Source organism: Streptomyces sp. NPDC051041 (assembly GCF_044456065.1).
Lineage (GTDB): Bacteria > Actinomycetota > Actinomycetes > Streptomycetales > Streptomycetaceae > Streptomyces > Streptomyces glaucus.
Genome location: NZ_JBITFM010000005.1, coordinates 149,641 through 170,218 on the forward strand (window position 1 = coordinate 149,641; position 20,578 = coordinate 170,218).

21 protein-coding genes, 1 tRNA gene and 1 pseudogene are annotated in these 20,578 nt (G+C 72.1%); 10 read left to right on the forward strand and 13 right to left on the reverse strand.

The genetic code is table 11. From position 1 onward, the window contains the following. Positions 1-126: 126 nt before the first annotated feature. Positions 127-636 carry a glutathione peroxidase gene (locus ACIBAI_RS11340; RefSeq protein WP_399033110.1) on the reverse strand — a complete coding sequence of 170 codons (510 nt, stop codon included), beginning with the start codon at positions 634-636 and terminating at the stop codon, positions 127-129. A 113-nt stretch (positions 637-749) separates the two neighbouring features. Then, positions 750-1,724: a winged helix-turn-helix domain-containing protein gene (locus ACIBAI_RS11345; RefSeq protein ID WP_399033112.1), complete on the reverse strand. Its 975-nt coding sequence runs from the start codon at positions 1,722-1,724 to the stop codon at positions 750-752. A 75-nt stretch (positions 1,725-1,799) separates the two neighbouring features. On the opposite strand from ACIBAI_RS11345, the gene ACIBAI_RS11350 reads away from it, so the two are divergent. Beyond that, positions 1,800-3,044, forward strand: a complete 1,245-nt coding sequence (locus tag ACIBAI_RS11350; protein ID WP_399033114.1) for an MFS transporter — start codon at positions 1,800-1,802, stop codon at positions 3,042-3,044. A 6-nt stretch (positions 3,045-3,050) separates the two neighbouring features. Here ACIBAI_RS11350 and ACIBAI_RS11355 read toward each other — a convergent pair whose 3' ends face one another. The 3 genes from ACIBAI_RS11355 to ACIBAI_RS11365 all read right to left on the reverse strand — a co-directional run bounded on the left by ACIBAI_RS11355 (position 3,051) and on the right by ACIBAI_RS11365 (position 4,334). After that, on the reverse strand, positions 3,051-3,296 hold the full coding sequence (locus tag ACIBAI_RS11355; RefSeq protein WP_399033116.1) for a hypothetical protein: 246 nt from the start codon (positions 3,294-3,296) through the stop codon (positions 3,051-3,053). 316 nt (positions 3,297-3,612) lie between these two features. Then, entirely contained in the window at positions 3,613-3,864 is a 252-nt protein-coding gene (locus ACIBAI_RS11360; RefSeq protein ID WP_399033117.1) for a hypothetical protein, read from the reverse strand. 5 nt (positions 3,865-3,869) lie between these two features. Then, a complete protein-coding gene (locus ACIBAI_RS11365) occupies positions 3,870-4,334 on the reverse strand; it encodes a hypothetical protein (protein ID WP_399033119.1) in 465 nt (154 codons plus the stop codon). A 408-nt stretch (positions 4,335-4,742) separates the two neighbouring features. Between ACIBAI_RS11365 and ACIBAI_RS11370 the strand changes: the two genes are divergently transcribed. The 3 genes from ACIBAI_RS11370 (at position 4,743) to ACIBAI_RS11380 (ending at position 6,303) form a co-directional block, all read left to right on the forward strand. Beyond that, positions 4,743-5,273, forward strand: coding sequence for a phosphatase PAP2 family protein (locus tag ACIBAI_RS11370; RefSeq protein WP_399033121.1), 531 nt, complete (start codon positions 4,743-4,745; stop codon positions 5,271-5,273). A gap of 179 nt (positions 5,274-5,452) precedes the next feature. Then, positions 5,453-5,824 (forward strand): phage holin family protein, encoded by a 372-nt coding sequence (locus tag ACIBAI_RS11375; RefSeq protein WP_399033123.1) that lies wholly within the window; start codon positions 5,453-5,455, stop codon positions 5,822-5,824. Then, the gene (locus ACIBAI_RS11380) at positions 5,821-6,303 is read left to right on the forward strand and encodes a DUF3618 domain-containing protein (RefSeq protein WP_399033124.1); all 483 of its coding nucleotides are present in this window, start codon (positions 5,821-5,823) and stop codon (positions 6,301-6,303) included. Before ACIBAI_RS11375 ends, ACIBAI_RS11380 begins: the two co-directional genes overlap by 4 nt. A gap of 156 nt (positions 6,304-6,459) precedes the next feature. Here the strand turns inward: ACIBAI_RS11380 and ACIBAI_RS11385 are convergent, their stop codons facing one another. The 3 genes from ACIBAI_RS11385 to ACIBAI_RS11395 form a co-directional block, all read right to left on the reverse strand. After that, entirely contained in the window at positions 6,460-8,886 is a 2,427-nt protein-coding gene (locus tag ACIBAI_RS11385; RefSeq protein WP_399033126.1) for an excinuclease ABC subunit UvrA, read from the reverse strand. A gap of 326 nt (positions 8,887-9,212) precedes the next feature. Further along, positions 9,213-9,629: a VOC family protein gene (locus tag ACIBAI_RS11390; protein ID WP_399033128.1), complete on the reverse strand. Its 417-nt coding sequence runs from the start codon at positions 9,627-9,629 to the stop codon at positions 9,213-9,215. Positions 9,630-9,634: 5 nt separating this feature from the next. Further along, positions 9,635-10,057 carry a helix-turn-helix transcriptional regulator gene (locus ACIBAI_RS11395; RefSeq protein WP_344603082.1) on the reverse strand — a complete coding sequence of 141 codons (423 nt, stop codon included), beginning with the start codon at positions 10,055-10,057 and terminating at the stop codon, positions 9,635-9,637. A gap of 278 nt (positions 10,058-10,335) precedes the next feature. Between ACIBAI_RS11395 and ACIBAI_RS11400 the strand changes: the two genes are divergently transcribed. Both ACIBAI_RS11400 and ACIBAI_RS11405 read left to right on the forward strand, forming a co-directional pair. Continuing rightward, a complete protein-coding gene (locus tag ACIBAI_RS11400; RefSeq protein WP_399033130.1) occupies positions 10,336-10,752 on the forward strand; it encodes a hypothetical protein in 417 nt (138 codons plus the stop codon). Positions 10,753-10,938: 186 nt separating this feature from the next. Then, positions 10,939-11,253 carry a hypothetical protein gene (locus ACIBAI_RS11405; protein ID WP_399033132.1) on the forward strand — a complete coding sequence of 105 codons (315 nt, stop codon included), beginning with the start codon at positions 10,939-10,941 and terminating at the stop codon, positions 11,251-11,253. A 303-nt stretch (positions 11,254-11,556) separates the two neighbouring features. Here ACIBAI_RS11405 and ACIBAI_RS11410 read toward each other — a convergent pair whose 3' ends face one another. Further along, positions 11,557-12,012, reverse strand: coding sequence for a nuclear transport factor 2 family protein (locus ACIBAI_RS11410; RefSeq protein WP_399033133.1), 456 nt, complete (start codon positions 12,010-12,012; stop codon positions 11,557-11,559). Positions 12,013-14,034: 2,022 nt separating this feature from the next. Here ACIBAI_RS11410 and ACIBAI_RS11415 point away from each other — a divergent pair. Then, positions 14,035-15,009 (forward strand): GNAT family N-acetyltransferase, encoded by a 975-nt coding sequence (locus ACIBAI_RS11415; RefSeq protein ID WP_399033135.1) that lies wholly within the window; start codon positions 14,035-14,037, stop codon positions 15,007-15,009. Between the two features lie 261 nt (positions 15,010-15,270). Beyond that, positions 15,271-15,504 (forward strand): type II toxin-antitoxin system RelE/ParE family toxin, encoded by a 234-nt coding sequence (locus ACIBAI_RS11420; RefSeq protein ID WP_399033137.1) that lies wholly within the window; start codon positions 15,271-15,273, stop codon positions 15,502-15,504. Between the two features lie 146 nt (positions 15,505-15,650). Here the strand turns inward: ACIBAI_RS11420 and ACIBAI_RS11425 are convergent. Then, positions 15,651-16,455: pseudogene (locus ACIBAI_RS11425) on the reverse strand (IS5 family transposase). A 12-nt stretch (positions 16,456-16,467) separates the two neighbouring features. After that, positions 16,468-16,935: a hypothetical protein gene (locus tag ACIBAI_RS11430; protein ID WP_399033139.1), complete on the reverse strand. Its 468-nt coding sequence runs from the start codon at positions 16,933-16,935 to the stop codon at positions 16,468-16,470. A gap of 930 nt (positions 16,936-17,865) precedes the next feature. On the opposite strand from ACIBAI_RS11430, the gene ACIBAI_RS11435 reads away from it, so the two are divergent. Further along, positions 17,866-18,225: a type II toxin-antitoxin system RelE/ParE family toxin gene (locus ACIBAI_RS11435; protein ID WP_399033141.1), complete on the forward strand. Its 360-nt coding sequence runs from the start codon at positions 17,866-17,868 to the stop codon at positions 18,223-18,225. 10 nt (positions 18,226-18,235) lie between these two features. Beyond that, a complete protein-coding gene (locus ACIBAI_RS11440) occupies positions 18,236-18,586 on the forward strand; it encodes a helix-turn-helix domain-containing protein (protein ID WP_399033143.1) in 351 nt (116 codons plus the stop codon). Between the two features lie 1,192 nt (positions 18,587-19,778). On the opposite strand, the gene ACIBAI_RS11445 is transcribed toward ACIBAI_RS11440, so the two are convergent. Both ACIBAI_RS11445 and ACIBAI_RS11450 read right to left on the reverse strand, forming a co-directional pair. After that, positions 19,779-19,853: transfer RNA gene (locus ACIBAI_RS11445), tRNA-Trp, on the reverse strand. A gap of 233 nt (positions 19,854-20,086) precedes the next feature. After that, on the reverse strand, positions 20,087-20,500 hold the full coding sequence (locus ACIBAI_RS11450) for an Imm10 family immunity protein (protein WP_399033145.1): 414 nt from the start codon (positions 20,498-20,500) through the stop codon (positions 20,087-20,089). Between the last annotated feature and the right edge of the window lie 78 nt (positions 20,501-20,578).

Below are 20,578 nucleotides of genomic sequence, written 5' to 3' on the forward strand. Positions count from 1 at the left end.
TCCCGGCCCGCACGGCGGACGCCCCGACGGCGCGCAGGGCGTCGACCACGACGGCGCCCCGGCACCCGGCGGCCCGTTCCGCCCGGTGCCGGGGACGTCCCCCCGGGGGGCGAGGCCGACGCCCGCCTAGGCGAGCGCGCCCTCGACGGCGGCCACGACCTCGGGCGCCTCCGGCTCGGTCTGCGGCGAGAACCGCGCCACCACGGCCCCGTCCCGGCCGATCAGGAACTTCTCGAAGTTCCAGCGGACGTCCCCGCTGTGCCCCTCCGCGTCCGCGAACCCGACCAGACGCTCGTACAGCGGATGCCGCCCCGCCCCGTTGACCTCGACCTTCTCGGTCATCGGGAAGGTCACGCCGTACGTCGCCGAGCAGAACTCGGCGATCTCCTCGGCGCTGCCGGGCTCCTGCCCGAGGAACTGGTTGCAGGGCACGCCGAGCACGGTGAAGCCGCGCTCCGCGTACCGCTCGTGCAGCCGCTCCAGACCGGCGTACTGCGGGGTCAGCCCGCACTTGGAGGCCACGTTCACGACGAGCACGACCTTGCCCGCGTACTGGCCGAGGTCCGCCGGACCGCCCTGGAGGGAGCCGATCTCGACGTCGAGGGGAGAGGAACCGGTGTTCTCTGCAGTCGTCATGCGCGGATGCTAGCCCCGCGACCCGGCACTCCCGTGCCCCGGGCCGCAGGACGAGCCGCCCCGAGGCCCGGCCGTACGGTCATCTCGCCCCGCCCGCGGCCCGTACGAGCACCTCACCGGCCGCCGCCCGCGGCCCGTACGAGCACCTCACCGGCCGCCGTCCGCGAGTACAGCACCGACCGCCCGGCGCGCCGCCGCTCCGCCAGCCCGGCGTCCAGCAGCACCCGCAGGTGGCGGCCGACCGAGCCGAGCCCCTGGCCGGTCACCGCGACCAGCTGACTGGTGCTCATGGGGGAGGCGAGCAGCACCAGCACGCGTGCGCGCGCCGCGCCGAGCAGCGCGCCGAGGCTCGCCGGGACGGGCCGGGCCCCGTCGTCGGCGAGCACGCCGGCGCACGGGTAGACGACCGCGTACCGCTCGTCCTCGTCCCACGACACCCAGCCGTGCCGCTGCGGGGTGACCGGGACGAAGGCCAGCTCGGCGCCGGAGATGTCGTGCGGCGGATACGCGTGCCGGTTGACCTGGAACCGGTTCCCGCCGAGCCAGCGCGTGCCCGGCCGCAGCGCGTCCAGCACGGCCGCCCAGCCGTCCCGGCTCACCCGCGTGGCCCGCGCGACGACGTCCGCCTCCAGGACGCGGCGGCGCCGGGGCCAGGTGGGCCGTACGGCCTCGGCCCAGACGTACTCCAGGAGCGCGGCGGCCCGCTCGGGCAGGTCGTCGCGGTCCAGCTCGGCGGGGAGCGGCCCGGCCAGGGAGACGGTGAGATGGGCGCGGGCCCGGTCGGGGCAGGCCGCGCGGACCCGCGCGACCTCCTCCTCGAAGGTCTCCCGGGCGGCGCGCGGGGTGGGGGTGAGGAAGTCGGCGATCCAGTCCCGGCCGAGTCCGGAGCGGACCAGCAGCGCCGTCACCGGGTCGGCGGCCAGCCGGCGCCGGTAACCGGGCAGATGGGCCTCCAGCCAGGTCCGCTCCCCGGGATGCGCGGCCACGCCCGCGTGCAGCAGCTTCAGACAGGCGAAGGTCTCGGCGAACGGCGAGAGCACGAACCGGCTGCGCGCGAGCGTGTCGGCGTTGACCTGCCACCAGCCCATGGACCCCCCCGAAGACCTTTCGCGCCCGCGCGAAACACTAACGGCCCGCTCCCGGGCCGCCACAGACTCCGGCGCATGCGCAGTTACCGCGACCTGTTCCGCACCCCCGAGTTCACCCCGCTCTTCCTCGCCTCGGCCGCCCAGACCGTGGCGCAGACGGTCGGCGGCCTGGCCCTGGGCACGCTGGTGTACCGGGCGACCGACTCGCCGCTGCTGTCCGCGATGAGCATGTTCGGCCCGTCGCTCGCGCAGGCGCTCGGTGCGACCCTCCTCCTCTCGGGCGCCGACCGCCTCCCCCCACGGGCCACGACGACGGGCATCGCCCTCGCCTTCGCCGGCACCACGGCGCTGCTCGCCCTGCCCGGCCTGCCGCTGTGGGCGGCCTTCGCCGTCCTCCTCGCCCAGGGCCTGACCGCCTCGCTCGGCGGCGGCGTCCGCTGGGGACTGCTGAACGAGATCCTCCCCGCGGACGGCTACCTCCTGGGCCGTTCCGTCTTCAATATCATGAGCGGGGTCATGCAGGTCGCCGGCTACGCCACGGGCGGCGTCCTGGTGGCGGCCCTGACCCCGCGCCGGTGCCTGCTGCTCGCGGCGGCCCTGTACGGCGCGGCGGCGGCCGTCTGCCGCCTCGGCCTCACCCGCCGCCCACCGCGCGCCCCCGACCGCCCCTCCGTCGCGGCGACCTGGCGCACGAACGCCCTGCTCTGGTCGTCCCCGCCCCGCCGCCGTGTCTACCTGGCCCTGTGGATCCCCAACGGCCTCGTCGTCGGCTGCGAGGCGCTCTACGTCTCCTACGCCCCCGAGGCCGCCGGCACGCTGTTCGCCTGCGCCGCGGCCGGGATGCTCGCCGGGGACGTCGCGGTGGGCCGCCTGGTCCCGGCCCGGCTGCGCCCACGCCTGGGCACACCGCTGCTCCTGCTGCTGGCGACGCCGTACGTGTTCTTCGCCCTGCACCCGCCGCTGCCGCTGGCCGCGGTCCTCGTCACGGTGGCGTCGACCGGCTTCGGCGCGAGCCTCGTCCAGCAGGAACGCCTGATGTCCCTGACACCCGCCGAACTCTCCGGCCACGCCCTCGGACTGCACTCCGCGGGCATGATCACCCTGCAGGGCGTGGCCGCGGCCGCGGCGGGCACGGTGGCCCAACTGACGTCACCGGCGACGGCGATGACGGTGATGGCGCTCGGATCGGCGGGGGTGACGGCGGGACTGGCGGCGGCGGACCGGCGGTACGCGAGGCGGCGCACGGCGGCGGCCGGGGCGCCGGGGCCGGTTCCGGACCGGGCGGACGGCGGCGCGGGCCGAGCGGGAGGAGGCGGGTGAGCGCCGCTACCGGCGCCGCTCACCGGACTCGGCGAAGACCCCGGGCGCCTCGTCGGCCCGCACGACCCGGTCGAGCAGGACGGTCGGCCGCTCCCGCTCGGCGGCGCTCGGACCGGCGGGCAGGGCCTGGGCACGGCGGCAGGTCCCGGCGCCGAACCCCTCGGCGAGCGCGGCGCCCCGCTCCGTCAGCCCCACCCGCACGGCCCGCCCGTCCCGGGCATCGGCCTCCCGCCGCACCAGCCCCAGCCGCACCGCCGGTCCACCAGCCCGGCCAGACTCGACTTCGCCGGCCCCAGCGTCTCCCCGAGCTCACTCATGCCGCACGGCTGCGGCAGCAGGACGCACGGCAACCGCCCCTGCCGCGGAGTCAGCCCGTACGCCCGGCTCGACTCGGCGTACACCGCGTTCACCAGGAACGCCGACCGCACCAGCGCGGCGGCGACGTCCGCCTGCCCACCTGCTCTCCCACCCGGCCGGACCACCCACCGGGTTGCCGCGTACCGGAGGGCCGCCGGGCGCGGTCCGGTCCCGTCACACCGTGGGGCCGGTGGTCCGGCGACGGCCGGGATCAGTCGCCGCCGGTGTGACCGGCCTTCTTCTCCGCCGTCCTCGCCATCCAGGACAGGCGGCCCCATCGGGCGAGCGCGCCGACCGCGAGGGACACGAGAAGGGCACCCCAGTCGATGACATGCGGCAACCCGGGGAAGAACGCGAAGAAGGCGAGCGAGGAGGCGAGGCCGGCGAGGAACCATCCGATTCCGGCTCGGCGTCGCCGCACCTCGTACGTGTGGCCCGGCTGCTGACCCTGCTGCTGGATCATGACGCTCACTTCGTGATGTGGTGGCACTGACTCACTCGCCGCACCCCGTTGACATGAAGGTGCGCGCACGCCTTCCCATAACGGGGCAACCTCTGAGGAGAGTTGCTCCGCATCGGGTCGATCCTGCACTCGTTGTGCGTCCTGCCGCGGGATGTCCGGTAGATCCTGTTGTTCGTGTCGGCGTAGGTGAAGTCGATTCGCCAGTTGCAGAACCGGCTGCTCACCGCACCGACGAAGGCGCAGTCGACGCCGGCGTTCTGATACGTGATCCTTCTGCCGCTCCCGCGGATGATGTGGGTGAACATGCATCCTGTCGGGATCTTCATCGTCGCGCCGCCCACGCTGTACTCGAAGGTGCGTACGGGAGCCGATCCGATGGCGGTGGCGTGTGCGCCCGCCGGCACGGCGAGGACGAGACCTCCCGCAGCCGCGAGGGCGGTGACGAGACGCTTGACGTACGGCGAGACCAAGACGATCCCCCTCCTTGTGGTCTTCCGGTGAGTACCGGGGACAACCGTGGAGGGGAGCGCCCGGTTGCCGGGTCCTGGGTCGAATCACTTTTACAGGTGATCATGCAGATCTGGGCTGACTCGCGGAAACGACGACGCGTGGTGGGCCAGGCGCCCGCGTGACGGCGTCCACCGTGTCCGAGGCACGCGGACCGCGTGGCAACGGGCTGTCGTCGGCGGCCTGTGCGCGATGCGGAGCCGTACGCCGTGCCGCGGGGCGGCGGGAACCGGGGCGTGACGGGCCGACGGCGCTCGAGGGGCCGCCCGGGGCGCGCGCCGGAGGGCGTGAGTTCGGGTGTGGGGTGGCGGGCCGCGGGATACCTGCGGTTCGTGCGGTTGTCGACGAGGGTGCGTGAAGCTGACCGGGAAGTGACCACCCGGGTGGCCTCCCGGGTTCCGGGCGATGTCGGCAGGGTGCTGTCGGCGGTGGAGGAGGCGGCGCAGGGCAGCAAGCTGTGGTGCGCCGCGGCGGTGGCGATGGCCTGGCTCGGGGGGCGGCGCGGCCGGAAGGCGGCGGTCACCGGGCTGGCCGCCGTCGCGGTGGCGCAACTGCTGGCCAACGGCCTGGGCAAGCAGCTCGCCGACCGCCCCCGGCCGCCCCGGGAGTGGATCCCCCACGACGAGGTCGACGACCGTCCCGACTCCTCCTCGTTCCCGTCCGGGCACACCGCCGCCGCGGTGGCCTTCACCGCGGCGGTCGCGCGGTCCTGGCCGCAGGCCGGCGGCGTCTGCGCCGTACCGGCGGCGATGGTGGCCGTCGAGCGGGTGCAGAGCGGCGCCCACCATCCCAGCGATGTCGTCACCGGCGCCGCCGTGGGCCTGGCCGGCGCCTGGCTGGTCCGGCGCGCTCCTCGGCTGCGGCTGCGGCGGCGCCGCCGTGCCCGCGCCCTTCCCGGGTGAAGGACTTGTGCGAGCTGCCCTGAACCGGAACGTTCGGGGTACCCGGGGGTCCACCAGGTGCGACGGGCCCGGGTACGGCCCGGGTGGCACGGACCAGAAGACGGGAGGTGATCGTCGTGTCGAGTGCGCAGACGCACGTCGGGACCGGGCGAGAGCGGCATGACTCCGGTGCGGAGCCGGTGAGCGAGCTGGTGCAGCGGGCCTCGCAGCAGCTGACGGAGCTGGTGCGCGGCGAACTCAGGCTCGCGCAGGCGGAGATGAAGGAGAAGGGCAAGCACTACGGCAAGGGCGGCGGCCTGTTCGGCGGCGCCGGCGTCGTCGGCTTCCTGACCCTCCAGGCACTGGTGGCCACCGCCATCGCCGCTCTGGCGGTGCCGCTGCCCGTATGGGCCGCCGCGCTGATCATGACGGCCGTACTGGGCGTGATCACCGCGGTCCTGGCCCTCACCGGCAAGAAGCAGATCGGCCAGGGCGCCCCGCCCGCCCCCGAGCAGACCATCGACAGCGTCAAGGCCGACGTGGCCGAGATCAAGGAGAGTGCACAGCGATGACCCAGCCCCCTCACGACGAACGGACCGCCGCCGGCCCCGAGGAACTGCGGGAGCAGGTCGAGCAGACCCGTCAGGAGCTCGGTCGGACGGTGGAGGCGCTGGCGGGGAAGACGGACGTCAAGGCCCGGCTCCAGGAGAAGAAGACCCTGGCTCAGGAGAAGGCGGCCCAGGTCAGGCAGCAGGCCGGCGTCAAGGCCGGAGAGCTGAGGACCAGGGCCACCGACGTCGCGCACCAGGTGCAGGGCAAGGTGCAGGACAAGGTGCCCGACCCGGTGAAGGCCAAGGCGGCGCAGGCCGCCGAGCAGGCGCGGACCAAGGCCGCCCAGGCCGGGCAGGTGATCCAGGAGAAGGCCCCGGAGCCGGTGCGGCAGCAGGCGGCTCGCACCGCCGAGGCGGCCCGCGGCAACCGCACCTGGCTGCTGGCCGCGGCCGGCACCGCGGTCGTCGTGTGGCTGGCCTGCCGCCGCGGAAAGAAGTGAGCCGGCGGCGCCGGTGAGGGCGCCGGGATCCTTCCCGGACGCACAGGACGGCCCCTCGGGCGACGATCGTCCGAGGGGCCGTCCGACGCCCTCCCCGCTCCCGGCGGGCCCGGCCCGCGCTCACCCCGTGGCGGCCGCACCGGCCCCGGCCGGGTGTCAGGCGCCGACGTAGGCCGCGAGGTGTTCGCCGGTGAGGGTGGAACGGGCGGCGACGAGGTCGGCGGGGGTGCCCTCGAAGACGATCCGGCCGCCGTCGTGGCCCGCGCCGGGACCGAGGTCGATGATCCAGTCGGCGTGCGCCATGACCGCCTGGTGGTGCTCGATGACGATGACCGACCGGCCGGAGTCGACGAGCCGGTCGAGCAGGCCCAGCAACTGCTCGACGTCGGCGAGGTGGAGACCGGTGGTCGGCTCGTCGAGCACGTGGACGAGCCGGTCGCCGCCCTTGTCCGCCATGTGGGCGGCCAGCTTGAGCCGCTGCCGCTCACCGCCGGACAGCGTGGTGAGCGGCTGGCCGAGGGTGAGGTAGCCGAGCCCGACGTCGGCGAGCCGGCCGAGGATGGTGTGCGCGGCCGGTATGCGCGCCTCACCGGCGCCGAAGAACTCCTCGGCCTCCGCCACCGGCATCGCCAGCACCTCGCTGATGTCCTTGCCGCCGAGGCGGTACTCCAGCACCGACGCCTGGAACCGCCTGCCCTCGCACTCCTCGCAGGGGACGGCGACACCGGCCATCATCGCCAGGTCGGTGTAGACGACGCCGACGCCGTTGCAGGTGGGGCAGGCGCCCTCGGAGTTGGCGCTGAACAGCGCCGGTTTCACGCCGTTGGCCTTCGCGAACGCCTTGCGGATCGGGTCGAGCAGTCCGGTGTACGTCGCCGGGTTGCTCCGCCGGGAGCCGCGGATCGGCGACTGGTCCACCGCCAGCACGTCCGCCGAGGCCGGGAGGGAGCCGTGGATGAGCGAGCTCTTGCCGGAACCGGCGACGCCGGTGACGGCCACCAGCACCCCGAGCGGGATGTCGACGTCGACGTTCCGCAGGTTGTGCGTCGTCGCGCCGCGGATCTCCAGCGTGCCGGTGGGCTCGCGCACCGTCTTCTTCAGGGCGGCCCGGTAGCCGAGGTGACGGCCGGTGAGGGTGCCGCTGGCCCGCAGCCCCTCGACGGTGCCCTCGAAGCAGACGGTGCCGCCCGCCGTGCCGGCGCCGGGGCCGAGGTCGACGACGTGGTCGGCGATCGCGATCGTCTCCGGCTTGTGCTCCACCACGAGCACCGTGTTGCCCTTGTCCCGCAGCCGCAGCAGCAGGCTGTTCATCCGCTGGATGTCGTGCGGGTGCAGGCCGATGGTCGGCTCGTCGAAGACGTAGGTCACGTCGGTCAGCGAGGAGCCGAGGTGGCGGATCATCTTGACGCGCTGCGCCTCGCCGCCCGAGAGCGTGCCGGACGGCCGGTCCAGCGAGAGGTAGCCGAGGCCGATCTCCGTGAACGAGTCGAGGGTCTGCCGCAGCGCGGCGAGCAGCGGCGCCATCGTCGGGTGTCTGCGGCTCGCGGAGCCGGGGGAGGGGGCGTCCAGGCCGCGGACCCACTCGGCCAGGTCGCTGATCTGCAGGGCGCACGCGTCGGCGATGCTGATCCCGTCGATCTTCGACGACCGGGCCGCCTCGCTGAGCCGGGTCCCGTCGCACTCGGGACAGGTGGTGAAGGTGACCGCCCGGTCCACGAACTCCCGGATGTGCGGCTGCATCGCCTCCCGGTCCTTGGACAGGAACGACTTCCGGATCTTGGGTATCAGCCCCTCGTAGGTGAGGTTGATGCCCTCGACCTTGATCTTGGTCGGTTCCTTGTGGAGCAGGTCGTGCAGCTCCTGCCCGGTGAACTCGCGGATCGGCTTGTCCGGGTCGAAGAAGCCGCAGCCGCTGAAGATGCGGCCGTACCAGCCGTCGACGCTGTAGCCGGGGATCGTGAGCGCGCCCTCGTTGAGCGACTTGCCGTCGTCGTACAGCTGCGACAGGTCGAAGTCGGTGACCGAGCCCCGGCCCTCGCAGCGCGTGCACATGCCGCCGGTGCGCTGGTAGGTCGCCTTCACCGCCTTCTTGGCGCCGCGCTCGACGGTGATCGCGCCGCTGGCCCGGACCGAGGCGGTGTTGAAGGAGTACGCGCTGGGCGGGCCGATGTGCGGCTGCCCGAGCCGGCTGAAGAGGATGCGCAGCATCGCGTGGGCGTCGGTGACGGTGCCGACCGTAGAGCGGGGGTCGGCGCCCATCCGCTGCTGGTCCACGCTGATCACGGTCGTCAGCCCGTCGAGCACGTCGACCTCGGGCCGGGCCGGCGTCGGCATGAAGCCCTGCACGAAGGCGCTGTACGTCTCGTTGATCAGCCGCTGCGACTCCGCCGCGATCGTGTCGAACACCAGCGAGCTCTTGCCCGAGCCGGAGACGCCGGTGAACACCGTCAGCCGGCGCTTCGGAATCTCGACGCTGACGTCCTTGAGGTTGTTCTCGCGCGCGCCGTGCACGCGGATCAGATCGTGGCTGTCGGCGACGTGCGGCGCGGACGACCGCGCCTCCGTCCTCGGGGCCATGCTCATCGTGTCTCCATCTGTGGGGCGGAGCCGCCTTCACGGCCTCCGCCGGCGCCGCCCGACCCGGTCCGACCCGGCCGGACCCGAGCAGCACGTCCGGTGCTCCTGCGTCTGTTCCGCTGCGTCCGTCTCTCTCCGTCCGGTCCCCCCCCCGCGGCGGCACGGCCTCCCCGGCGGACGCCCCGACGCCACCGGCCGGGGCCGGTCGGGGCGATGCGACGCCCCAGCCGGCTGACCATGGCCGGAAGCCGTGCCCCGGTGCAAGGAGCGGGGCATCCGGGCCGGAGAATTCCAGCCACGGCCTGCGGGCCCGGACCATCCGGGCCCGGAGCTCACCGCTTGCGGGGCTGGTTGAAGCGCAGCATGTTGCCGGAGGGGTCGCGGAAGGCGCAGTCACGGACGCCGTACGGCTGGTCCATCGGCTCCTGCAGCACCTCGCCGCCCGCGGCGCGGATGCGTTCGAAGGTGGCGTCGCAGTCGTCGGTCTGGAAGATGACACCGCGCAGCAAGCCCTTGGCCAGCAGTTCCGCCACGGCCTGCCGGTCGGCCGACGAGGCGTTCGGGTCCGCGAGGGGCGGTTCGAGGACGATGTCCACGTCGGGCTGCGACGGCGACCCGACGGTCACCCAGCGCATCCCCTCGAACCCGACGTCGTTGCGCACCTCCATGCCGAGAACGTCCCGGTAGAAGGCGAGCGCCTTGTCGTGGTCGTCGACGGCGATGAAACACTGCGAAAGCTTGATGTCCATGCGCGTCACGCTACGGGCGGGGAGACGGCCGCGGCTTCTCCATTCCTGACCGGTCGCGTGTAGATCTTGGCGATGCAGGCCGGGACGGCGGCGCCCTCGTCATGACGACGGGCCCGGTACGCGCTCGGGCTCTCGCCGACCAGCTCGGTGAACCGCGAGCTGAACGACCCCAGCGAGGTGCAGCCGACCGCGAAGCAGACCTCCGTCACCGTCAGGTCGCCCCGCCGCAGCAGCGCCTTGGCCCGCTCGATCCGGCGCGTCATCAGATAGCTGTACGGGGTCTCCCCGAAGGCGGCGCGAAAGCTGCGGGAGAAGTGGCCCGGCGACATCAGGGCGACGCGCGCCAGCGCCGGAACGTCGAGCGGCTTGGCGTAGTCGCGGTCCATCACGTCACGGGCCCGGCGCAGCCGGACGAGGTCCTCCAGCATCACCCGGCCACCTTCCCACGGCACCGGGCGCTTTGGGGGCGGTACGGCGAAGTCCGGCGCAGCCGGACGGCACGCGCGCCCGCGGCGGCTCACGGAGGGGGACCGCTCCACGCACCGCGCTTCGGCGCACCGGCGAGTCCGCACCGGGAGCGCCCCCCGGACGCTCGCCCGGGTTGCCCCGGCCGCCGGGGGCGCGGTCCGCCCCTGCCTCATGTACTCGGGCGTACCTGAGTACTCCCGCTCTGGCCGGTGACCGGGTGAGCCGAAACGCTGGGGGCATGAGCCAAGGAATACACAAGCCCGTTCGACGACTGCTGCCGGTACTCGTGCCGGCCGGGGTGTCACTGGTGGCGTGGGCCGCCTGGCTGGGCTGGGACCAGCATCGGGACGTGCAGCCCGACGGCACGACGACCGGCCCGTACGAGGCGTGGCAGGTGATCGGACTGGTGCTGACCCTGCTGATACCGGTGTGCTGGGCGGCCTCCCGGCGCAGCGTCATCGGCGCCGCGCTCGGCACCGCGGCAGGCCTGACCGTTGCCACCTGCTACGACTGGTCGGACGATGCCAGCGGTCTCTTCGGGATCGGCGTGCTGATGGTCATGGTGGGGAGCTTCGCCGTGACCGCCGCGGTCGCCGCCGTGATCGCCGCCGTGATCGCCTCCGTGAAACGAGACGTGCGGCGGACCGGCGCCTGACGCCACGCCGCACCGGCGCCGCCCTGCCCGGCACCACCGCACCGGTGCGCCCCCTGTACGAGGCCCGGCACGGCCGGGAGCCGCGCCGGCCGTGCCGGACCGTCCGGGAGGGCCGAAACCCGGCGCCGTCGATGCCACTCGTGGACGTCGGCACGGCGCACCCGCGCTCGCCGGCACGATGGCCCCGTGATCGATCCGGAACGCGTCCAAGCGGAGAGCAGGGCCTATTACCGGGCACTCGATGAGAACGCCACCCTGCGGCACCACTTCCGCCACACCGACGAGGAGGGCGGTTCGTGGTACATCGAGGCCGTACCCGACGGCGGCGAGCTGATCGTCGTCAAGCAGGCCGAGCTGACTCCGGCCGGCCGGTGCCACCGGTACAGCTGGGAGCACCTGGAGGACGACCACGGCTTCCTGACGGACCAGGCGATCGACCCCGGGGAGGACCCGCTGGAGAGCATCCCGGCCGAGGAGTTCCAGCGGGTGTGGACCCGGTGAGCGCCCCCGTCCCGGACTCCCGGCCGCGGGCTCGCCGCGGTCCGGAAAGCCGAGACCGACGGCGGCCACCGGCGGTCGGCTGCGGTCCTGAGGGGCGCGGTGCTCCGCTGCCGTACGGAAACGGCCGCCGCCCGCCCGTGTGGTTCGGGGCCGGGAGCGATCGCTTCCGAGGCAGGGGGGCGGTCCGCCGGATCGGTCCCGCGGAGGTGTTCCTCGCGGGGCCGGACCGCGGGGTGGTGCCCCGGTAGACGCTCCGCGCGACGCGGCCGGTGCTCGTTCACCGGGCCCGGCCGGTCCGTGCCCTCACGGGGTGCAGGCCTGGGCGATCGACAGGCTGTTCTCGTAGAGGTGGTGCCGGGTGATCCGGCCGTCCTCGACGGTGAGGCGCAGTGCGAACGGGCCTTCGAAGTGCTTTCCCGTCGCGCGTACGGTCCCCGACACGTGTCCCGTCAGGACGGCGTCGGTGCCGTCGACGAGGAAGGCGTCGACGGAGGCGCGTGCGTCCTCGGGCACGGTGTGCTCCATCAGGTCCGTGACCTGGGCGGCGCATTCGGCGGCGGTGGACCGCGGGCGGATCCACGGGACGGCGGGGTTCTCGGCGAGCAGCCAGTCGACCTCGTCGGCGAAGAGCTCGACGAGCCGCCCGGTGTCCCCGGCCATACGGGCGGCGAGGAACTCCCGCACGACGGCCCGGGTGGCCTCGGCGACGGAATCCGCGGGGGCGTTCGGACGCACCCCGGCGGCGGGCTTGGTGGACATGGCGCTCTCCTCACGGCTGCGGCCGGCTCCCGGCGGGGATTCCCGCCGGTGTGCTCGACCCTGCCAGGGAAGGCAGGAGCGGTCGATTACCCACGGGGTAATGAGCGGCCGACAGCGACAGCGACAGGGCGGGACGACGGCCGGGGAACCACGCGGTCACACCGGGAGCGGCCCGCGGCACCACGCCGGCACCGCCGAACCGGGCACCGCTTCCGCGGAGCGCCCGCGGCGGGCAGGAACCCCGGGTCGGGCAGGAACCCCGGCCTCTCCACGCCGTCCACCGTGTGTCCCCTCCACCGGCGACCGCGGGAATCCCCGCGCCGTCCGACGGCTCACCGGGGACATCGGGCTCGCCGCCCACTCTTTCCTCCGGCCGGCCGCCGGTTCCCCGCGCCCCCTGTTCCTCGAGGAGCTGTCCGTCCGCGACACGCTGCCGACGGCAGGGCGTCGGCAGCGTGTCCCATGGGCGAACTCCGCGCCGTCGCCGCCACGGCGGCCCGGGCACAGCCGTGTGGAGCGGACGACCGACAGGGACAATCAGGGGCACGGGCCTTCCACGAGTCACTCGGATTCGCCGAGTCCGACGGGAAGATCGTCTGCCGGGCCGGATCCGGCACCGCGTGAAGGGGGTACGGGACCAGTGGAAGCAGAACGCTGCGACGAGTGCGGCAGCAGGATCGTCATCGGGCTCGGATGCGAATGTCCGCCGGGCTCGTCCGCGCCGGCGTCGGCGGCCCCGCGTTCGGTGGGCACGTCCGGGCGGACACAGTGGCGTACTCACCCGGAGGACACGATCCTGATCTCCCCGGCCCAGGTCGCGCACCGGCCCGGATGGTGCGACCACATGACCGAGGACGACGTACAGCCGCCGCGCTGGGGGTGGATCCCCGATCCTCCGCCCGGCCTCTGGGAGCGGTTGAGCAGTGCTTCTCCGGCGACCGCCACCGCGGGCAATCCGAGGCGGCAGGCCGTGCGAAGGTGCGCCACCTGTGAGGCGAACCTCGCGCAGGACTGACCACCGCGCTGCGGCACCGCCCCGGTCCCGCTTCGGCGGGCGCGGCTCCACACGCCGAAGGCCGCGCCCGCCCGCGTCAGGACCGGCAGGCGATGACGAGCCGCGCGGAGGGCCGGCCGAACACGGCTCCGTCGGCGAGGGCGCTGTCCGGCGCGCCCGCGGGACGGTTCGTGACCACGGGCTCCCGGCCCGGGCCGGCCCCCGGGCGCGGATCCCCGGGCACGTCCGCTCGGCGGGATCAGCACCGGCCGGTCCGTGACCGGCAGCTCCCGACCGGCACCGGGGCCCAGCGTCCCGGCACCGGAGCCCAGCGCCTTCAGCGGTCCGCTCCCGAGCGTCGGGTATGCGAGGGAGCCCCGCTCGACGCGTCCTCCACGGGCGGAGCGGCGACCCGCGGGGACGCGGGCCGCGGGGTGTGCGCAAGGGGAGGGACTTCTCCGCCGTTCCCGCCTGTTCGTGGCGCTCGTCGTTCCCCTGGACGCCGGATGCGCGCCCGCGCGTGCTGTTGGCCGAAAAGCGCGGTTGCCGGGGGCGGGTGCGCCTCCCGCCCGGTGCGGTCGATGTCAGCTGCGGACGCCGGGAACCGCCTGTTCCGCGGCTCCTTCCGGACCGGTCGCCACCACGGGCACCGGCACCGGGCGGGAACCGTCGGCCAGTGACCCCGCGCCGGCCACCACGACGACATCACCCAGTCGAGGTCGAGCGGCCATGGCGGACTCAGCAGGTCGCTGGGCGAACTCGCCGACGGCGGTGACGGCGGTGACGGCGGTGACGGCTGTGGCGGCTGTGGCGGGGCGAGGCGGTGGAGCGGGCGCAGCCGGCGCTCCGCCGGCCCCTCGGAGGCCCCGGCGGAGCGGGGCCCGGCGGGGCGTCGATCGGCCGGAAGACGGCCGTCCGGTCGTCGGGGAACGCGGCCGCTCGGTCCTTGAGCCGCCGCCGGCCCTGTCGTTTCGCCCGCGGCGCACGTCCGTGGTGCGATGGAACCGGGGGCGGAAAGGAGAACGATCATGTCCGCAGCGAAGCGAACGAGTATCGCCGCCCCGGTGTCGGTCCGCCCGCTGGCCGAGCCGGACCTGGACCGGGCCGACGAGATCCTCAGGGTCGCCTTCGGGACCTTCCTCGGGGCCCCCGAGCCGGAGACCTTCTTCGGGACCGCCGACTATGTCCGCACCCGCTGGGCGGCGGATCCGCACGCGGCCTTCGCCGCGACCGTCGAGGGCGAGGTCGTCGGAACGAACTTCGCCACCGACTGGGGCAGCGTCGGGTTCTTCGGCCCGCTGACCGTACGCCCGGACCTGTGGGACCAGGGCATCGGCAGGCGCCTCATGGAACCGGTCATGGCCTGCTTCGACACCTGGGGAAACCGCCACCTCGGCCTGTTCACCTTCTCGCACAGTCCCAAGCACCTCGAGCTCTACCGCCGGTACGGTTTCTGGCCCCGATTCCTCACCGCCATCATGAAGAAACAGGTCACCGCCGGTGCCGCGGTCCCCGGCCGAGTGCTGTACGGCGAGCTGGCCGCCGCCGAGCGGCCCGACGCGCTGAGCCTCAGCCGCGCACTGACGGGGGCCGTGCACGAGGGCCTGAGCCTGGAACGCGAGATCACGGCCGTACAGGCGCAAGGACTCGGTGACACCATCCTCCTCGAAGGCGCCGACTCCGGCCTCGACGGCCTGGCCGTCTGCCACTGCGGAGCGGGATCGGAGGCCGGTGAGGACGTGTGTTTCGTCAAATTCGGAGCCGTACGCCCCGGCCCGGACGCCGCGGACCGGTTCGAACGACTCCTGGACGCGTGCGAGCAGCTGGCCACCGAGAGGGGACTGGGACAACTGGACGCCGGAATGAACCTGGCCCGCCAGGACGCCTACCGGCGCATGGCCGACCGCGGCTTCCGTACCTGGCTGCAAGGCGTGGCCATGCACAAGCCCAACGAACCCGGCTACAGCCACCCGGACGCCTACGTGATCGACGACTGGCGCTGAGACCATCGCCATCCCGGCTCCGGGAAAGGCCCGATGCCGTCAGGAGACGACCGACACCAGGACCCCACGCCGGACGACCCGCCGCCGACCAGCCGTCACCGTTCCCGCTGACCAGCCGTCACCGTTCCCGCTGACCAGCTGTCACCGTTCCCGCTGACCACGTCGGCACATCGCGGGAATCACGAGACGCCAGCCCCTACGACGCCGCGCTTTGAAAGTCAGCGAGCGCGGGAGGCGGGATCGCGCGGGGCGGGGCCGACCTTGGGACGCCCCTTTGCGGACCGGTTGAAGGGCTCCGAGTCACCTCATCCGAAGGAGCTGAGGCCGGGATCGAGCGGGCGCTCCCGGATCCGGCTCATCCTCGCCTTCGGCCCGGGCCGCTCGGCCCTGCTGCTCCCGGGCGGTGACAAGGCCGGAAACCGGGACCGCTGGTACCGCGACAACATTCCGCTGGCCGAGCAACTCCATCACGATTACGTCGGCGGCGAGGACTGAAGGAGCAGCCATGCCCAGGAAGGCCGCGCAGGACTGGGAAGTCCTGGAGCAGGAGCTGTACGCGGCCGGTGCGGAGCCCGCCGAGGTGGAGGCAGGGTCTTGCCGGCTTCCCGCCGAGGCACGTGGCCACCAGCCAAGAAGTCGTCTCATTCGGTGAGTCGGCGGTAGCAGATCAAGGTGCAGGCGATGCTGGCGAAGGCCGGGAAGCGGTCGGCCCTGCGTTCGTGGCGTCGGTGGAGGCGGCGGCAGCCGGCGAGCCGGGCCACGGTGCGTTCGATGGTCCAGCGGTGCCGTCCCAGCCGCTGCGAGGTCTCGACGCCCTTGCGGGCATGCGATGCCGGATGCCGCCTGGGACAGCCGTTGCCGCAGGTGGCGGTAGTCGTAGCCCTTGTCGGCGTGGAGCTTGCCGGGCCTGCGCCCGACGAGGGCCGCAGCGGGACCGGATCGGCGGTATGCCCCTCACCAGCGGAATCAGGGCCTGGCTGTCGTGAACACCGGCGCCGGAGATTCCGACGGACAGGGGCAGACCGGTCCGCTCGGTGATCCGATGGATCTTCGACCCGTACCTCCCCCGGTCGACAGGATTCGGACCCGTCAGGCCCCGCTTTTCAGGGCCCGCATGTTCACCGAGTCGATCGCGCACCTCGACCAGTCCAACTCGCCGCGGACTCCGAGTTCGTCCAGGACCAGGCGGTGCAGCTTGGCCCAGACCCGGACCTTGGTCCACTCGGTGAACCGGCGGTGGGCCGTCGCGCCGGGCGGACCGAACGAGACCGCGGGCAGCTGCTGCCACATGCAGCCGGAGGCCCCGGCGAACACGATCGCGGCCAGCACCTCGCGATCGCCGTGCCGGCGCCGGCCGCCGCCCCGGAGTCGCGACGGCGCCTCCGGCACCACCCGCTGGAACGGCTCCCACAGCTCATCCGGCACCAGCCGCTCGACAATCCCCACGACGTGCTCCGCCTATGGCTTGCTGGAACACACGGTCTCAGTCCAGATCGCCTGGAGGTCACGGCAGACAACGGTGAGTGTGCCGTCCCAGCAGGCGATCTCGTGACTGCAGCCGCCCCTGTACGGCAGGATCTCATCGAGAATCACAGCCCCGAGGTCCGTTCCCCGGTCCTCCTCGGCGGGATCGATGATGAAGCCGGAAACTCCCGCATAGCGGATCAGCAGGTCTTGGTCGTGCTTCCAGCAGTTGTGCTGGAACTCGACCTCCACCTCCTCACCGCCGGCACCCCGGACGGCCCGAAGCGTCAGGTCCTTCACACATCGCCTGCTGCGGAAGTCGTAGTGATCCGTATCAGTGGCGAAGGACCGGGCACCCGGCGGCAGATCACCACAGATCGAGGGCAGTTGCTCCAGGTAACGAGAGGGATCCAACACCCCTGACAGGTCGCCGACCCGCGCATCGAGATTGACGTACTCCATCAGCCTGGCCCCCCACATGGCTTCCTACCGGCCGGCGAATCGTCGCACAGACTCACCAAATGAGACGCCCTCTGAGCAGTCAGAATTGGCCCAGCGGGACGTGACCACCCGGATAGGAGCCGGCGTCGCCCGGATCTCCCAGATCTAACACGGTGGGGGCGCCCCCTGGACGTCATCGCCCGCTACGTGGAGGCGCTCGACGGAAGGCTGGATCTGGTCGCGGACTTCGGCGACCACACCCCACGCATACCGGCCAGCGGCAATCAGGGCAGCGCGGCGCGTAATCCTCTCCGGGGGATGGCTCCGACGAGACCGTGAACGCCAGGAGCCGGAGCGGGCGAAGCTCCCCTCCGGCCGCCCCTGCTCTGGCCCGTACCGGACTGGGTAAGGAGCCCGGCGCCTGGACACACCGAAGAGCCGGCCCGGGAGGAAACCCCTCCTGAGCCGGCCCTTTCTTCGGTGCCCCCGGCAGGATTCGAACCTGCGACACCCGCTTTAGGAGTTCGATCAACAGGGTGCCGCTGCATGCCCCGGTGAAGGGTGCGGTGACACGGCGGACCGTTGAGGGCCGTAGTTGTGCACCGTCGTTGATGTCAGGTGCGGATGTCAGACAGACCTGGGCAGGACGCTCACCGCGCGGTAGTCATGCCCATCCTGCTTGAAGTCGGGGACTTCCCTGGCGAGATCGACCTGCTGCCCGAGCGGCAGGGTGCGGAAGCCGGCCGTCTGGATGCCGGTGCAACAGCCGAAGCAGACGCCGGGGCCTCAGAAGAGTCGAGCGCTCTGTACCTTTCCTCGCCGCTCCACTCGTGGACGATCGCAGTCACCATGGGGGGATCCTGCGGGCTCCGTATGTGACGGCGGACTGTCGACGCTTGCCGATACTTAAGGAAAACCTTAAGGTCGGTACTGGTGTCGAAGGGAGTCGTCTTGAGCTGGGCGATCAAGGTCACCGATGAGTATGCGGAGTGGTTCAGGCTTCTGATCAAGGAGGATCTGAACTCGGCCTCTCAAGTCGCGCAGGCTGTGGCTGCCCTGCGCGAGGCGGGACCGACCTTGGGACGCCCTCTCGTGGACCGGTTGAAGGGCTCGGAGCTGCATCATTTGAAAGAGCTAAGGCCGGGATCGGGCGGGCGTACGGGAATTCGAATCATTTTCGCTTTTGATCCGACACGCTCGGCCCTGCTGCTTCTGGGCGGTGACAAGGCCGGAAACTGGGATCGCTGGTACCGCGACCACATTCCACTGGCCGAGCAGCTCTACCACGATTACGTCGGCGACGAGGACTGAGGGAGTAGCCATGTCCAAGAAGGCTGCGCAGGACTGGGAAACTCTGGAGCAGGAGCTGTACGCGGCTGGTGTGGAGCCCGCCGAGGTGGAGGCAGGTTCTCGTCGGCTTCTCGCCGAGGCGCGTGGCCACCAGCTCGCCGAGGCGCGCAAGCAGTCAGGGCTGACCCAGCGGGACGTGGCGACTCGGATGGGAGTCAGCGTCGCTCGGATCTCCCAGATCGAACACGGTGAGGGGGCCACTCTGGATGTCATCGCCCGCTACGTGGAGGCGCTCGGGGGAAGGCTCGATCTGGTCGCGGACTTCGGCGACCACACCCTACGCATGCCGGCCAGTGGCCATCAGGGCAGCGCGGCGGCGTAGTCGTCTCCGGGCGGCGGGTCTGGTGCGACCGTGAGCGCCCGGAGTCGGGACGGTCAGAGGCTTCTCCTGGCTGCTCCTGCTCCAACCCGTACCGGGCCGGGCGAGGGGCTCGGTGCCTGGGCAAGACGAAGGGCCAGCCCGGGAGGAAACCCCTCCTGAACCGGCCCTTTGCTCTGTGCCCCCGGCAGGATTCGAACCTGCGACACCCGCTTTAGGAGTTCGATCCGAGCTCGCTCCGGCTGCGGCCGACGACTGGTGCGACAGCCGGTCACGTCTCCCGCTGTACGCCTTCATCCGGCGTCGTTGATGTCAACCATGGATGTCAGGGGCTCTCTGCTTCGCTCGGTGTTGCAGGAGGGCGGACTGGGTATGTCAGTGCTGTCGCGGGTGATGGGTCGGGTCCGAACTCACCGCGTCGCACCAAGCCCAGGCACGCCGGTATAGGTCATCCCGTAGCGCTACGAAGCCGGATTCGGACAGGTGAGCCGTAGGTAGCGGGACAACTTCTCCCTGAGGAGCTGTCCATGTCTACCTGGCTCTGGGTTGTTCCCGTGGCTGGGATCCTCGTCCATTCTCTCCTGGTGGCGTTCATCGCCGTGCTTGCCGTCCTCTTGTCTGACGAGGAGCGCGCTCAGCGAGCCGAACGAGTCCTCCGCGTTCTCTTGCGGCGGCGACGCATCTAGCAGGTGCTCGTCCTCATAGCGTGGCATCGTGGGGCCCGGTGCTTAGGAAGGTGCGAGCAAGCCCTGGTGGGCCGACCCGATCGGCCTACGCCGACACCGTACCGGGCCGCCGGGTACCGCTGTCGTCCACCGTCGTTGCCGCCAGCGCTGCCGCCGGACGCGTCGTCATGGACAGCCTGCCATGCCGGTCTACTGATCACTGGTCTCGCTGACCAGCGGACCTGAAGAAGCCCACGGCTCTGACCAGTTCAGATGCCGTGGGCTTCTATCGTTGTCGGTCGGCGTCGGGTGACCTCGGACGGCCCAGGGAGGGCCCGGGCGGCCTCGACCGCCAGGCGCTTAGAAGATGCGGGCAAGCCATGGAGTGATGGCCCGTCGGTACCCCACCGTTACCGCGCCGGGTCGCACAGCGCCGCTGGCATCCGCTGTCGTTGCCGTCAGCGCTGCCGTCACTGCCGTCGACTACTGCGTCATATGAGCACCGTTTCAAGGAGCAAGGTTGACGCGGGCGAAGCCGGCCGGATTCGAACCGGCGTCCTCGCGATTTTGGAGACCGCGCGCGACGACCTCTGCGCTACGGCTTCGCCCGGCGGGGATCCTAGCCCATCGCGTTTCGGTACAGACCCGGCTTTCGGTACTCCCAGCGCCGCTACGTCGGTGGGGGTCTCGGCGACCGTGGCACGTTGTCGGGCTACCTCTCGATGCGAACTACGGGCGGGACGGTCGCTGAGGTCTCCTGGCCTGGCCACGGAGGCGGCAGCGGGTGAGAACGGCCGCTTGCGATCACCATGGTTGCTGTACTTCGCTGCTGTACCCGTTAAAGCTTGATGAGGCTGGGGCGGGCGTCTGGGCGCCCGTACTTCAGGATGCGCGGCAGCACCTCACGCATGCGAGATAGGTCCGCCGCCGGCGCACGAAGCACTGCCTCGACGACAGGATCGGTCAAACCGAGACCGGCCAACGATGCAGGGTCCAAGGTCACCCGCAGTACGTCACCACTCAGCTCGACTTCGCGGACGCAGCCGTAGGCGGTGCCCTGGTCAGGCGTGACAAGGCAGTGGGTATCCATACCGAGGGACACTTCTTGATTGCCGGGCTCGTCGAAGTCGCACATGAACAGCAGGGAGAAGCCGTCCCCGTCATCCGACTCGGCCACGCCAGCCATCACGCAGTCATCCTCATCCGGGTTGTCGAGCCCGCAAGCAACTTGTGCCGTGAATCTGTACGTCATGCACGAGTTTTAGCACTGGTGACCGACAGTCGTGATCGCGAGCGACGTGAGGTCGGTGGAGCGGCTTTGGGCTGGAGC

Coding starts and splice junctions, on each gene's coding strand:
- ACIBAI_RS11380 (WP_399033124.1), top strand. CDS start 5,821: ATGACCCAGCCCCCTCACGACGAACGGACCGCCGCCGGCCCCGAGGAA.
- ACIBAI_RS11410 (WP_399033133.1), bottom strand. CDS start 12,012: ATGTCCACCAAGCCCGCCGCCGGGGTGCGTCCGAACGCCCCCGCGGAT.
- ACIBAI_RS11400 (WP_399033130.1), top strand. CDS start 10,336: ATGAGCCAAGGAATACACAAGCCCGTTCGACGACTGCTGCCGGTACTC.
- ACIBAI_RS11450 (WP_399033145.1), bottom strand. CDS start 20,500: ATGACGTACAGATTCACGGCACAAGTTGCTTGCGGGCTCGACAACCCG.
- ACIBAI_RS11345 (WP_399033112.1), bottom strand. CDS start 1,724: ATGGGCTGGTGGCAGGTCAACGCCGACACGCTCGCGCGCAGCCGGTTC.
- ACIBAI_RS11440 (WP_399033143.1), top strand. CDS start 18,236: ATGTCCAAGAAGGCTGCGCAGGACTGGGAAACTCTGGAGCAGGAGCTG.
- ACIBAI_RS11350 (WP_399033114.1), top strand. CDS start 1,800: ATGCGCAGTTACCGCGACCTGTTCCGCACCCCCGAGTTCACCCCGCTC.
- ACIBAI_RS11390 (WP_399033128.1), bottom strand. CDS start 9,629: ATGGACATCAAGCTTTCGCAGTGTTTCATCGCCGTCGACGACCACGAC.
- ACIBAI_RS11360 (WP_399033117.1), bottom strand. CDS start 3,864: ATGATCCAGCAGCAGGGTCAGCAGCCGGGCCACACGTACGAGGTGCGG.
- ACIBAI_RS11430 (WP_399033139.1), bottom strand. CDS start 16,935: ATGGAGTACGTCAATCTCGATGCGCGGGTCGGCGACCTGTCAGGGGTG.
- ACIBAI_RS11340 (WP_399033110.1), bottom strand. CDS start 636: ATGACGACTGCAGAGAACACCGGTTCCTCTCCCCTCGACGTCGAGATC.
- ACIBAI_RS11395 (WP_344603082.1), bottom strand. CDS start 10,057: ATGCTGGAGGACCTCGTCCGGCTGCGCCGGGCCCGTGACGTGATGGAC.
- ACIBAI_RS11385 (WP_399033126.1), bottom strand. CDS start 8,886: ATGAGCATGGCCCCGAGGACGGAGGCGCGGTCGTCCGCGCCGCACGTC.
- ACIBAI_RS11415 (WP_399033135.1), top strand. CDS start 14,035: ATGTCCGCAGCGAAGCGAACGAGTATCGCCGCCCCGGTGTCGGTCCGC.